Raw genomic sequence first — 12,540 nt, forward strand, 5'->3', positions numbered from 1 at the left:
GCACCTGGCCTGATCCTCACACACGAGATCAGGTTCGCCAGCGCCGTCCCCTTTCATCGGCCACTGCAGACCTTCCAAATGAGATGACTTCTAAGCCGCTCGTTGACATCGCCGGGCCCATCGGCCGCCACGAGGAGGACTTCTTCGGGGCAGCCATGGTCTCGGGTCCTCTCATGAGACACATCTGAACCACTGTCACCATCCTCCGCATCTCGGGGGAACCTCAGAGCTGGCCCGCGAGGCCATGGACAGGGGGATCGCCGCGTTCGTGTCGGCCTCCACCGTGCGCCGCTGGCTGCGCGAGGACGCGCTCAAGCCCTGGCAGCACCACTCCTGGATCTTCATCACCGACCCCGGCTTCCGCCCCACGGCCGAACGCGTCCTGGACCTGTACGCCCGCATGTTCGACGGCGTCGTGCTGGGCGAGGACGAATACGTCATCAGCGCGGACGAGAAGACCTCCATCCAAGCCCGCTGCCGCTGCCATCCCACCCTCGCCCCGGGAAAGGCCCGCGCGATGCGCGTGAACCACACCTACGGACGCGGCGGCGCCCTGGCCTACCTGGCCGCCTACGACGTCCACCACGCGAAGGTGTTCGGCCGCACCGAACCACGAACCGGTATCGACCCGTTCATGAACCTGGTCACCCAGGTCATGAGCCAGGAACCCTACGCCACCGCCAAACGCGTGTTCTGGATCGTCGACAACGGCTCCTCCCACCGCGGCGCGAAGGCCGCAGCCCGCCTGGCCGCCGCCTTCCCGAACGCCGTCATGGTCCACACCCCGATCCACGCACCCTGGCTGAACCAGGTGGAGATCTACTTCTCCGTCGTGCAGCGCAAGGTCGTCACACCCAACGACTTCACCGACCTTGCCCAGGTCGGGGATCGGCTCCGAGCATTCGAAGACCGCTACAACGCCACGGCACAGCCGTTCCAGTGGAAGTTCACCACCTCCGACCTGGACGATCTGCTGGCCAGGCTCGACCGGCACACCGCCGATCACCAGGAAGAATCCTCGTTCCACCTCACCGCGTGATCAACCCCCGAAGGACTTCCAACACGGACCACTAAGAGCGCAACGGGAGCCTGCTGCGGCACCGCGCCCTTGGCCCCGACCGGCAAAATTTCCTCGGCCAGGACCTCGCCATGCTCAACCTCCGACAGGACTACCGGAACGATGGGCTGCTCCCTGCGCACTACCGCTCCGATCAACCGATCCGAATCCGCTGGGTGTGGCGGCAAGGAGATCCATCACCTACCCCCGGGGCAGACGCTCCATGGAGGTCTGCTGGCAGGTGATGCTATCGCTAGTTTGAAGCAGCTACCGACAGATAGAGCGTAATAAGTTCTTCATGGGCCAAGGTAAGAACTTATTTTGACGACCAGCCAGTCCGAGGCTAGCGTCTACAGCCACCGAGACGGGACCGGGCGCTGTCGGACTGAGAGGTTCATGCCGTGACTCTTGAGATCGATGCGTCCCGCCTTCGCGGCGTGACACGTACGAGCACCTACCTGGCCATCCGCAGCACCCAGGGCGGCCGTGAGGTCTACAACCTCCAGGTGCCGCTCGCGGACCTGCCGGTCATCCTTCCGGTGCCCGACCCTGACCGGCCGGATGAGGACAACCGCCGGGTGGACCGTACGCACGCGCGAGGGTTCGGGCAGTACCTGCACAACAAACCGGACTGGGTGGCGCCGGCACTTCTCGCCCGCGATGGCGGAGTCTGCGACTTCAGCCCCATCGAGGGCTCCGGAGGGCGCGTCGGCTACCTGGAGGTGCCGTGGGTGATCGGCACTGTTGAGTGCCTCAGCATCATCGACGGTCAGCACCGTGTACTTGGCGTCCACCTCGAGCAGGAACGCATTTCCCGCAGTCTCAACGACATCAACCGCGACCTGCGTAAGCGCATCAGCGAAGGCAGGACCGCGAAGTTGACGGCGGAGCGCGACGCGCTGATCTCGCAGATGAAGCGCCTCAACGAAGAGTTCGTTGGCCTCTCCGTCTATGTGGAGCGGGACTTCGTGAAGGCGCGGCAGATGTTCGTAGACGTCGCCGACAACGCCAAGGGCATGTCCGCGGCCGTGCGCGCCCGATTCGACGGATACAGGGTTGCAAACCGAACGCTCGACCAAGTCATTCGCCACGAGATGCTCCTGGGCCGCGTCGATCCCGAGCAGGACCGTATGACCTCGAAGAACCCCCACTTCATCGGTGCGAAGCATGTCGCAGACCTGACGCGCGCCGTCGTGGTCGGCCCCGGTGGCCGCATCAGCAAGCGGGTCGAAAGTGAGGTAAGCGACGCCGAGGTCATCGATGCCGTCACTGGATTTCTGGACGCCATCTCGGAATCGTTCACTGACCTTGCGCGCATGACCAATGGCGAGGTCGACCCGATCACCGTCCGCGCCACGTCCATGCTTGGTTCAGTCGGCATGCTCCGCGTTCTCGGCGGCGTCTACCGAGAGCTGAGCGAAGCCGGGGTCGGTCAGGACGGCATCAAGGCGTTCTTCGAGAAGCTAGACCGTCACATGGCTGCCCCGGTGGATGAGGACTCCGTGTGGCGCACCACGACAGCGAAAGAGCACTTCGAGCCGGACGCCAAGGCACCCATCATGCGTACCCAGAACCTGGTAGCCCTGACGAAGATCATCGTCAGCTGGTACGAGGAGGCGCCCGCCACCTTGTAGCGCTGCCGGGGGCGGCGGCCCCGTCGAACGCGCCCAGGAGCTCTTCGACGCCGTTGCGGACCTGGTCGACGTCCGCGGCTGCCCGGCCTGCCCCACCGCGCATCTGTGCACCCGCGACCCCGAGGCACAGCCGGTCTGACGCACACCAGTAGTTACAAGCCCGTGGCCTGGCGCAGCGGTGTCGATCCGTTTTACGGCCGTAAAGCGGACCCGAGAAGGGTGGGGTCTCCGGACTACCGGTCGGGTGCGCGTCCTCGATGGCGGCGAGCAGGGGGACGTGTACGGCGCCGGCGGCCGCGAGCTGGCCGGGTGCTGTTCTGTTCTGCTGGCCAGGGCCAAACCGCTGCACCAGTGATAGCGGTTTGGCCTACCCGGCGCGTCCGGGCTGCGAGACTGGTGATCATGACTGACCGCCGACCCCTCGCGGTGCCCGCCTTCTCCGAGGCAGCCACCGACGCGCCCCTGCCCGCCCAGTCCGGCGGGCGCCGGCTGCTGCCGGTCGAGCAGGGCGCCGACTTCCGCCAGCCGCCCGGCGAGACCGTGGCCGTACCCGCCCCGGCCCGCCGCCGCCTCTCGCCCGGCGGGCTGACCTTCTCCGACCCGGACCGGCAGATCTGAGCGGCCCTGGCCGTCCCGCCCCAGGCCGCTGCCCGAGTGTCTGTTTCGGGCGTTTTGCTGGGACGGATCTGGGACGGCCCTAGCTAAGACTGTCCCACCCTGTTTCGCCAGGTGTGGAGTGCTCCGCGGGGGGCTGGGACAGGGCTGGGGCATCGTGGCGGCTACCGGCCGGGCGGGGCGTCCTCGATGGCGGCGAGCAGGCGGGCGTGGACGGCGCCGGCCGCTTCGCGGGTGGCCGGTGGCCGGCTCATCGGCTGGACCGAGGTCTACGACGACAACACCTCCTGGATCGCCCTCATCAACGGCCACCCCGTCGCCGACGCCGCCGACAACCTCCCCCTGCTCTCTGCCAACCCCACCGACGCCCTCACACTGCTGCGCCTGGCCATCGCGCGGGACCTTGGCAGCCTCGCGCCCGGCTGGGTGCTCCCCCGTACCAGCGGGTGATCCGGGTCATGGACACGCCGGTCAGCCCGCCGCTCCGGTCCGCGCCGGATGGCCGCCGCCCCTGGCCCGGCCGGGGCAGCGGCCCCGTGTTGGCGGACCTGGTCGACGAGTTCGGCCGCTACGGCGGGGGCGGCCGCCGAGCGCGAGCGGGCCGCCGCCGAACCCGCAGCTGCCGAGGCGAAGCGCACCAGCTCCTGGTGGCGCCGGTCCTGACCCGGCCTGTCCCCGGGCACAGGCCGCTGACCTGCACTGGGGAGTTTGGCACCCCCGCTGACCTGCACTGGGGAGTTTCGCCTCGGGGCGGTGAGTTTTGCCCCGGGGCCGCCGGTGAGTTTGCCCGCCCGGGGCACGGCCGCCCCCGGCCGGAAACTCCCGGCCGCAGGTCAGGGGCGGTGAGTTTCGCCCCGGCGTGATGCATTCGGGTGGCGGCCGGGTTCGGCGCCGTGGTCGGGCGGGCAGAGCCTTCGGCATGACGACTCCCACCCGGGCCCGCCGCCGCCGCCGTCCGTCCGCACTGCCCGGCTGCCGGCCCCGGTCCCGCCGGGCGGGTGCTGCCGGACCTGGTCCAGCGAGCACCTCACTCAGGGCGGCCTGGTCGTCCGGACCACTTGGCACGAGCCCGCCTGCCCGGCCTGGGCACGGCGACGATGACCAGATCGGCTAGCAGGGCCGCGTTGCGCCGAGTGTGGCGGGTGCGGCTGGACCTCGAAGAGCTCGTCCTGAGGGTGACGGGAGATGTCCCTCCTGTGAAAAGATCGTCGCCACCCGAAGAGATGCTGCTGGGGGGCACATGGCAGACAAGACGGCTCCGTTCGAGGCATCGGCCTCCGCGGTCGGCTATGTGTACCAGCTGCGCAAGGCTCTCCATGCCTGCCTCGAACGTCACGTCCGGGGGCTGGAGTGGGGGATCGCGATCGAGGCAGGCGACGACGTTGAGGAGGTCGTCGAAGGCGGTCGGGTCTACTACCAGCTCAAGCATCGCGCGCCGGGCACCAGGATGTCGGACTCCAGCACGGACCTGTGGAAGACGCTGCGGATCTGGGCGCATGCGGTCTCCTCCAAGCTTGTCGAGTTGGAGGAGACCGATCTGTTGCTGCTTACAACTGCCGAGCTATCACCTGGCTCCGCTGGCTTCATGTTGCAGCCTGCAGTCTCGGGAGTCAGGGACGAGGAACGTGCGCTGCAGGCGCTGGAGGCGGCCCGGAAGGCCTCCAAGAGCAAGGACAACAGCAAGGCCTACGAGGAGTTCGACAAGCTCGACGCCGAGAAGCGGCGCGCCATGCTCGCCCGGGTGCAGGTCATCGGCAATGCCCCCGATGTGGACGCCATGGAGGCCCTGCTGCTGGAGAGAGTCGTGCCAGCAGTCGGTCACCGATATGCCCAGCCGTTCCTGCAACGCCTGGAGGGCTGGTTCTACCAGCGCACCATCCGGCAACTGCGGACAGAGGACATGGACGCGGTCACCGGCGAGGAGTTCGACCAGGTCTTCACTGATTTGCGTGACCAGTTCCGCCCTGGCAACCTCCCGATCGACGAGGACATCGCCTCCCTCGAACCCGACCCCTCCGAGTACACGGGCATGACCTTCGTCCGCCAGTTGGGGCTGATCAACGCCGGTGACGCGCAGGTCAGGATCGCGGTGCGTGACTACATCCGCGCCTTCACCCAACGGTCCCGCTGGTCTCACGACAACCTGCTGCTCACCGGCGAGATCGGCCGCTACGAGCGCCGACTTGTCGAAGAGTGGGAGGACCTGTTCGCTGACATGGAAGGCGAACTCGGTCCCAAGGCAGCGGAGGCCGAGAAGGTGGCCGCGGCCAAAGCGGTCTACCGGTGGGTGACGAAGGAAGCACGACGCCCCATCCGCCCCGACTGCGACGAGCCGTTCGTCTCCAAGGGCTCCTTCCATATCCTTGCTGATGACCTGCGCATCGGCTGGCACATCGACTTTCTTTCCCGGCTCATGGCCGTGCTGGAGCCGGCGGGGGTGGTACAGGCGTGACCGACTTCGCAGAGTTCAGCCGCGAGGAGCGGGCCCTGTATAACCCGGCATTCACCGCAGTGCTCACCACTCGGGCCGTTCAGGGCCACCAGGAGCAGTACGGCAGGTCATGCCCGCCTGCGGTGGCCGTGCTGTCCTCGGTCATGGCGCTTCAGCCCTCCATCCGCCAGCTTCTGCCGAAGACCACTGGGAGCGGTCTGACCCGTTGGTTGGAGGAGAACAAGTCTGTCAAGGCGGCCATGGCGCAGAACGCCACCGTGCTTGCCGCAGTGGTCCGGCCCGGTCTCCTGTTAGCGCTACAGACCCGCCTTCTGGCATACGGAGACGACGGGCATCTCAGCATGCGTCTCAAGGCGTTGCCCAAGGCGCCCACCGGCAGCACACCGGAGGTCGTCGCCATTCAGAAGGCATCTCACATGCTTGGCCGCTGGCTACCCAGCACAGGCAGCCTCAGCACCGTCATGACCCTGCTAGGAGTTCGGCCGTGACCTTCCAGATCAGCGCCATCTCGATCTACAACAACGACGGCCAGATCCGCACCGTCCCCCTCGAGACTGGCAAGCTCAACATCATCACCGGCGACTCACGGCGAGGAAAGAGCGCCCTGCTCAACATCGTTGACTACTGCCTCGCCAGCACCGACTACGTCATCAAGGGCGCAGCGCTACGCAACTTCGTCCACGTCTTCGCCGTCACCCTGGTCAAGGACCAGCAGCAGCTGTTCGTCGCCCGCCCCGCCCCCACTGGGAAGGCCGCGACGACGGCCAACCTCTGCGTGACCGCCCAGGCTTTCGGCGACCCGCCGCTTCCGTACGCGCAGATCAAATTCTCCACCCCACTCGACATCGCCAAGGGCCAGCTGTCGGAGTTCGCCGGTATCGACCGCACTACCCGCATCCCCGCCGTACGCAGTACCAGTCCGATCCCGCCCTCCATCCGTCACGCCCTCTTCTTCTGCCTGCAGAAGCAGAACGAGATCGCCAACCCCGACCTGCTCTTCCACTCCCAGGGCCAGGACTTCCGCTCCGCCACGATCCGGGCGGTGATCCCCTACTTCCTCGGCGCCATGGACCCTGAGCAGGCCTTGCGCGAACACCGACTGCGGCTGCTGCGCCGGGAACTGGCCGACATGGAGGCCCAGCTTGCCGCGGTCCACAGCCTGTCGGCCGCCTCCGGCCAGGCCTTGGCGCTGTTGACCGAAGCCGTTGAGGCTGGCCTGTTGGAACCGCTGCCCACCGAGCAGATGTCAACTGAGACGGCCATCGACCACCTGAGCCGGGCCGCGGACGTCACCGCACCCGGCCACCTTCCGGAGACAGGGGACGATCCGGTCGCCCTGCTGATAGAGGATCGCCGTGCGCTTCGCGCACAGTTCGCCCGTACCCGTGCTGGGATCACCAACCTCAAGCGGGCCGTCCAGGAGAACGACGATTTCCTCGGCCAGGCCACCGAGCAGCACGCCCGCCTCGCCACCCTCGGCCTGCTTGGTCCTACCGGCGACGAGGCGCGCTGCCCAGTGTGTGACAACCCCACCCCCCACGTCAGTCAAGCCGTCGATGTCATCACCCGCGACCTCGCCCGACTAGATGCCGAGATGACCGTCATCGGCAATGACACCCCCGAAATTAACGCCCTTATCGCGGCCGAAGAACGCACCCTGCAGGAGCTCCGCGAGGCCCTGGCTCGCAACCAGGATCAGCTGGACACCCTCACCGCTGGCCAGCGCGCCGTCCAAGACCACCCAGATACCTCCCGGCGCGCGGCAATTGTCCAAGGCCGCATCAGCCTCTTCCTGGAGACCGCGTCCCGCCACGTTCACGTTCCCCAGGTCATCGACCGCCGCGACGAGCTCACCGGAAAGATCGCCGAACTCGAAGATGAGATCGGCGTCGGTGCACGCGACGACCGGCTCAGCAGCTACATCTCCCTGATCAACCAGAAGATCAAGGACAAGGCAGTAGCACTGGAACTGGAACACAGTGAGTCGCCCATTCGTCTGGACCCGCGCGCTCTGACTGTGGTGGCTGACACTCGCCGCGGGCCGGAACGCCTATCCGACATGGGCGGCGGTGAGAACTGGATGGGTTACCACGTTGCCACGCTGCTAAGCCTGCACGAGTGGTTCTGCGAGCGGGACAACCCGGTGCCCCGCTTCCTCATCCTCGACCAGCCTTCCCAGGTGTACTTCCCCGAAGACGCCACCGACGACAGCGTGCTTGTGGGACAGGACCGCGCCTCCCTGCTGAACTTCTACCAGACCATCCAACGGACCATCGACGCCCTCGACGGGGCCCTCCAGGTCATCGTGATGGAGCATGCCGACCTGGACGACGAGCCGTTCCGCAGCGCGGTTCGCGACCGGTGGCGACGCAGCAACGGGAAGGCACTCGTACCCGATTCCTGGATCACAGAAGAGATCCCAGACCGGTGATCCAACGGTTCCGCTTGCCATAGCGGGCCACCCAGCGGCTCCTGCTCGTCTCCTACAGTTCCGTCCACCCGCACGCCCGCCCGCCCTGCGCGCTGAGCGGGTGCCAGATGGGGGCGGCCGGGCCGCGCTGGACCAGGTCCTCGATCCGGGCGGCGCCGGCCGGGACGGCGGCCAGCAGCTCGGCGACGGCCGGGTTCTCCTCGGCGGCCAGCCGCAGGTCCGCCACCGCGCCGCGCACCCCGGCGGCGGCCGTGCCGACCAGGACCACCAGCAGCCGCGGGAAGGACCGCCAGCGCCGCTCCCACGCCCGACCCCGGCCGCCCGGGCCCGACTGCTCCCACAGGGCGGCGCAGGCCGCCAGCTGCGCCGCGGTCTCCTCGGCGCCGACCCCGGGGCGGTGCCGTTCGACGAACGCCCGCAGCCGGTGCCGCTCCTCGCCGATCCCTGCGGTGTAGGCGAGCTCGGCGGCGGGCTGGTACGCACCGCTGCCCTCGACCGGCAGCTCCGGGGCGGGGAGGAGGTCGAGCGGGCCGCAGGCCTCGCCGCGGGTGCGGGCGTCGGCGACGAAGGCAGCGTGGATCCGCCCGATGTCGAGCAGGTGCTCGCGCCCGTGCCTCACGGCGAGCTGCTCGGCCTCCGGCACGGCGGCCGGGCAGCGGGCCTCGGGGAAGGTGGCGGCGACGGCGGAGCCGGCCGCGGTGAGGTGCCAGGCCTTCGCCCGGCCGGCCTGCGGCAGGGTCACGAACTCGGCCAGGCCCTCGGTGTGCAGGCGGGCCATGCGCTTCTGGGTCTGCTTGATCCCGGCTGCGCCGCCGTGCAGCTGGTGGAGCTGCTCGGCGGTCGCCAGCGTGAAGCGGTGAAGCGTGACCAGAACGTCGTGGTCGGTCTCCAGATCCCCGTGCACGAATGTGCTCCCTCAGTCCGAAGCGCGGGCTTATCCCGTGCTCGGAGAATGGAACCCCACGAAACTCACCGGATTTCTTGCCACCAACGTTGGTCTTCCATAACGATTTGATAACTCCCGCCATCAAGGTATCCCGCGTTCTAGCCGGTCCGAAATGCGGTCCGTAATCCCGTCCGCCAACCGGTCCCAACCTCGGGGCCCTCGTCGGCCCGCCCAGCACGTTTCTGACCTGCTTAGATGGCCATCAAGGTGCCCCGGTGAGTTTCCTTGATGGACTATCAAGGAAACTCACCGATACCTTGGTGGCCCTGGCGAGTTTGCCGGACCGCTTCCGTTCCCCCTGCCGTTTCCCCCTCCGCTGCCCCTACCGGCCACCTCGCGCCCGAGAAGCGAATACGCCCAGCTCAGCGCCCGAATCCGGGCCGCCACCGCATTCTGACAACCCTCTTCTCCCGTCTTTCTGCTTTTGGTTTTGGTTTGTGGTTGTGGCGTTGTCGGTTGGTCGGTTCGGGTTGTTGCACCTGCGGTGGGCCTTTCCTTTTCTCGCGTCCGGCTGGTGCCGGTCGCTCGCTGGTCTGGGGGTGGCGGCGGGGGGCCGGAGAGAGGTGGTTGGAGAGGGCGCGGCACGAGGGCCGACAACGGGCTTGGCCGCTGTCGTAGCGGCCGGATATCCCGGAGAGGCAACAGCCGACCACGACCACCCGGAGACATCCGTGAGCCACCGTCAGGGCCTCGCCAGGCCCGACGACCGGGACGACCAGGCCGACGCCGTTGAACCCGCCGAGCCGACCCGGCCGGGACGGACCGCGTACCGGCGCGGCGCCGCCAACCCGAACGGCTCGACCACGAGCTTGCGCGCGGACGTCCTCGGCGCGCTCGGCGTCCTCAAGGTCGCCACCGCCGACCAGCTCCAGCGCCTGCTGCGCCCGGGTGCGGCGTCGAACAAGGCGGTCCGGCAGGCGTTGCGCGATCTCGCGCTGCACGGCCTGGTCGCCTCCGACGGCAACACCCGGGACCGGCACAAGACGTGGCGGCTGGAGGGCGCGGCCGGGTTGGACGCCGCCGCCGTGGTGCTCGGGATGGTCCGCTCGGAGATGGGCGGAACGGCCCGGGGTGCCGGCCGCTCCGGTGCCCAGCACGCGATGGCGGTCAACGAGACCGTGCTCGCCTTCGTACGGGGCGGCACCGCGCCCGGCGCCGCGGGCGGGGTCGGCACCGTGTGGTCCTGGTCGACCGAGACCGAGTTCCTGCTGCCGGGTGGCAGGCGCAAGGTGCGCCCGGACGGCGTGTGGCAGGCCCCGGAGATCGGGGTGCCGGTGCTGATGGTCGAGGTCGACCGCTCCACCATGGCCCCGGCCGACGTCGCCGCGAAGTTCCCCCGCTACCGCGAGCTGTTCCGCACCAGGGTCCGCGACAACGACCCGGCTCTCGCCGACCGGGAGCCGGCCGACCGCACGGTGCACTGGTGGCGCCGGGCCTGGCCCGGGCACACCCGGCCCGGCTACCCGCCGGTCGCGCTGGTCGTCACCGACGCCGGACCCCTCGCGCTGGCCAATCGGCAGCAGGCCGTGGCGGACCTGTCCGCCGGCTGCTGGCGCGGCCGGGGGTGCAGGGAGGTGCGCGACGACAACGACGACGGCTGGCGCGAGTACGACGACGCCGTGCCCATCGTCGCGACCACCCTGGAACTGCTGGCCGCCCGCGGGCCGCTGGGGCCGGTGTGGTGGCGCTTTGGCCGCGCGGGCTGGCACTGCCTCATCGAGGCGCTGGAGAACCCGAACAACCGGGCCGCCTACGACCTGCGCCAGGCCGCCCGCGAGGACGAGGAGCACCAGGTGCACCAGGAGCTGATGGACTCCCTGGTCTGCATCGACTGCGGCGAGGTTCCCGAGGAGGAGAGCACCTGGGAGTACGGCCCCGACGGACGACAGGTGGAGTGGACCCGCCGCCCGGGTGGCCGCTGCTGGCCCTACCACGAGAAGCACCAGCAGCGGCAGCAGAAGGAGCAAGAGGCCAAGGTCCAGGCCCAGCTGGAGGCCGCCCGCACAGCCAACGCCGCGCTGCGCCCGTGCTGGACGTCCCGGGGCTCGATCGGGGGCAAGGAGGGCTCGGAGCTGGAGCTGCCGGAGAGGGCCAGGCCGGACCGGCTGGAGTGCCCCGACTGCGTACAGGCCCGCGCCGTCAAGGACTTGGGCCCGCTGGTGCTGCCCGCCCCGACCAAGCGCGAGCAGGTGGCCGCGCTGGTCTCCACCCCGGATGACCCGTGGTGGGAGGACCGGCTACTGCACGCGAAGCTCTACCCGGCGAGGGGCCGCCGGGTGTGACCCGGCGGGGTGCGGGCTGGCCCGTGTCTGGTGGGCCTGGCCCCGAACGCTGGGGCCAGGCGGAGTCTGGCTGGTCAGCCGGGGATGAGGCCGTCGTCGCTGAGCATGTCTTTGACCTCGTCCATGGTCGCGTCGGGTGCGGGCAGGATCAGCTCGGAGGGCTCCAGCGCGTCGTCGGGCAGGGGAGTGCCCAGGCGGCGTACGGCGTCGAGTAGGGCGCCAAGACTCCTGCGGAAGCCAGCTTCGTCGCCGCTCTCCATCTCTTCTAACAGCTCGTCGTCGAGCATGTTCAGTTCGGTGAAGTGCGAGTCGGCCAGCTTCCATTGGCCCTCGCCCATGATGCGCGCGATCACTGCGCTCTCCCATCTTGTAGGTGGGCTCCCACCGGGAGTGGCTGGAGCCGCTGCCCATCCCATCGCTCTTCCACCGTGGGAACTGGCGTCTACGGCGCGTGGCGGACGCCGTTCACCCGAGGGCCTGGGTTCGCTGATGCTGTCCGCGCCGACCAAGCGCGAGCTGGTGGCCGTGCTGGTTTCCGCTTCGGATGACCCGTGGTGGCAGGAGCGCGTGCTGCACGCCGTCCGGTACCGATGGCGTCGGTGCGGGTCGCTTGGGTCGGTGCACGTGGTCGACGTCGTCGGTTGGAGCCGGATGGCGGCTGTTCCCCGCGGCCGCCGGCCGCCGGCCCCCGGGACCGAGCCGGCGGGACGGCGGGGGGGGGTGGGTGGCCGCCAGGGCCCACACCGAATACCGGCCCGCCCTCCTGCGTTACGGATCTCTATGGCTCCTTGGGCCAGTACGACGGGCCCGCACCCAGGACCGGGGCCCGGAGGACGGTCGCCATGTGCGCGAGGGATGATCCGGCGCTCGTTTGAGCCGCCACCACCTGGACTTGCGGCTCTCAGTCATCTGGTGGCCCGGCAGCAAAGCCCGACCGCTGTGTCGCTGGACGGGACGGAGTCCCCCCTTCTGACATCATCCTTTGATGCAGCCGCTGCCGGTTCCCTGCCCCGCCCATCTCATCCCGGAGGGTCTGTCCAGCGAACGGTGTAACTCGGTTGGGTTGAGTTAACGACGGCCAGCGGAGAGACGGCCGTCGAAGGCGATCTCGAAGGCGTTCAAC

At 68.8% G+C, this 12,540-nt stretch carries 10 protein-coding genes; 8 read left to right on the forward strand and 2 right to left on the reverse strand.

Features of this window, described 5'->3' with window-relative positions; genetic code table 11:
* Positions 1–184 precede the first annotated feature (184 nt).
* The 7 genes from ACIRVF_RS42640 to ACIRVF_RS42670 all read left to right on the forward strand — a co-directional run bounded on the left by ACIRVF_RS42640 (position 185) and on the right by ACIRVF_RS42670 (position 8,189).
* On the forward strand, positions 185–1,039 hold the full coding sequence (locus ACIRVF_RS42640) for an IS630 family transposase (protein ID WP_402830581.1): 855 nt from the start codon (positions 185–187) through the stop codon (positions 1,037–1,039).
* A gap of 419 nt (positions 1,040–1,458) precedes the next feature.
* A complete protein-coding gene (locus tag ACIRVF_RS42645) occupies positions 1,459–2,691 on the forward strand; it encodes a DNA sulfur modification protein DndB (RefSeq protein WP_402830557.1) in 1,233 nt (410 codons plus the stop codon).
* Between the two features lie 402 nt (positions 2,692–3,093).
* Positions 3,094–3,309, forward strand: coding sequence for a hypothetical protein (locus tag ACIRVF_RS42650; RefSeq protein ID WP_402830560.1), 216 nt, complete (start codon positions 3,094–3,096; stop codon positions 3,307–3,309).
* 186 nt (positions 3,310–3,495) lie between these two features.
* Entirely contained in the window at positions 3,496–3,756 is a 261-nt protein-coding gene (locus tag ACIRVF_RS42655; protein ID WP_402830563.1) for a hypothetical protein, read from the forward strand.
* Between the two features lie 790 nt (positions 3,757–4,546).
* On the forward strand, positions 4,547–5,758 hold the full coding sequence (locus ACIRVF_RS42660) for an ABC-three component system protein (RefSeq protein ID WP_402830565.1): 1,212 nt from the start codon (positions 4,547–4,549) through the stop codon (positions 5,756–5,758).
* Positions 5,755–6,246, forward strand: coding sequence for a three component ABC system middle component (locus ACIRVF_RS42665; protein ID WP_402830568.1), 492 nt, complete (start codon positions 5,755–5,757; stop codon positions 6,244–6,246). Before ACIRVF_RS42660 ends, ACIRVF_RS42665 begins: the two co-directional genes overlap by 4 nt.
* The gene (locus ACIRVF_RS42670; RefSeq protein WP_402830571.1) at positions 6,243–8,189 is read left to right on the forward strand and encodes a DUF3732 domain-containing protein; all 1,947 of its coding nucleotides are present in this window, start codon (positions 6,243–6,245) and stop codon (positions 8,187–8,189) included. Before ACIRVF_RS42665 ends, ACIRVF_RS42670 begins: the two co-directional genes overlap by 4 nt.
* Before the next feature lie 52 nt (positions 8,190–8,241).
* Here the strand turns inward: ACIRVF_RS42670 and ACIRVF_RS42675 are convergent, their stop codons facing one another.
* On the reverse strand, positions 8,242–9,093 hold the full coding sequence (locus ACIRVF_RS42675; RefSeq protein WP_402830573.1) for a replication-relaxation family protein: 852 nt from the start codon (positions 9,091–9,093) through the stop codon (positions 8,242–8,244).
* A gap of 713 nt (positions 9,094–9,806) precedes the next feature.
* Between ACIRVF_RS42675 and ACIRVF_RS42680 the strand changes: the two genes are divergently transcribed.
* On the forward strand, positions 9,807–11,417 hold the full coding sequence (locus ACIRVF_RS42680; RefSeq protein ID WP_402830576.1) for a replication-relaxation family protein: 1,611 nt from the start codon (positions 9,807–9,809) through the stop codon (positions 11,415–11,417).
* Between the two features lie 74 nt (positions 11,418–11,491).
* On the opposite strand, the gene ACIRVF_RS42685 is transcribed toward ACIRVF_RS42680, so the two are convergent.
* Positions 11,492–11,770 (reverse strand): hypothetical protein, encoded by a 279-nt coding sequence (locus ACIRVF_RS42685; protein WP_392905770.1) that lies wholly within the window; start codon positions 11,768–11,770, stop codon positions 11,492–11,494.
* Positions 11,771–12,540: the final 770 nt, after the last annotated feature.

The sequence above is a fragment of the Kitasatospora sp. NPDC101157 genome (genome assembly GCF_044768255.1).
Classification (GTDB): Bacteria; Actinomycetota; Actinomycetes; order Streptomycetales; family Streptomycetaceae; genus Kitasatospora.

Excerpts from the sequence above, each read along its gene's own strand:
- ACIRVF_RS42650 (WP_402830560.1), top strand. The coding sequence starts at position 3,094 with ATGACTGACCGCCGACCCCTCGCGGTGCCCGCCTTCTCCGAGGCAGCC.
- ACIRVF_RS42660 (WP_402830565.1), top strand. The coding sequence starts at position 4,547 with ATGGCAGACAAGACGGCTCCGTTCGAGGCATCGGCCTCCGCGGTCGGC.
- ACIRVF_RS42655 (WP_402830563.1), top strand. The coding sequence starts at position 3,496 with ATGGCGGCGAGCAGGCGGGCGTGGACGGCGCCGGCCGCTTCGCGGGTG.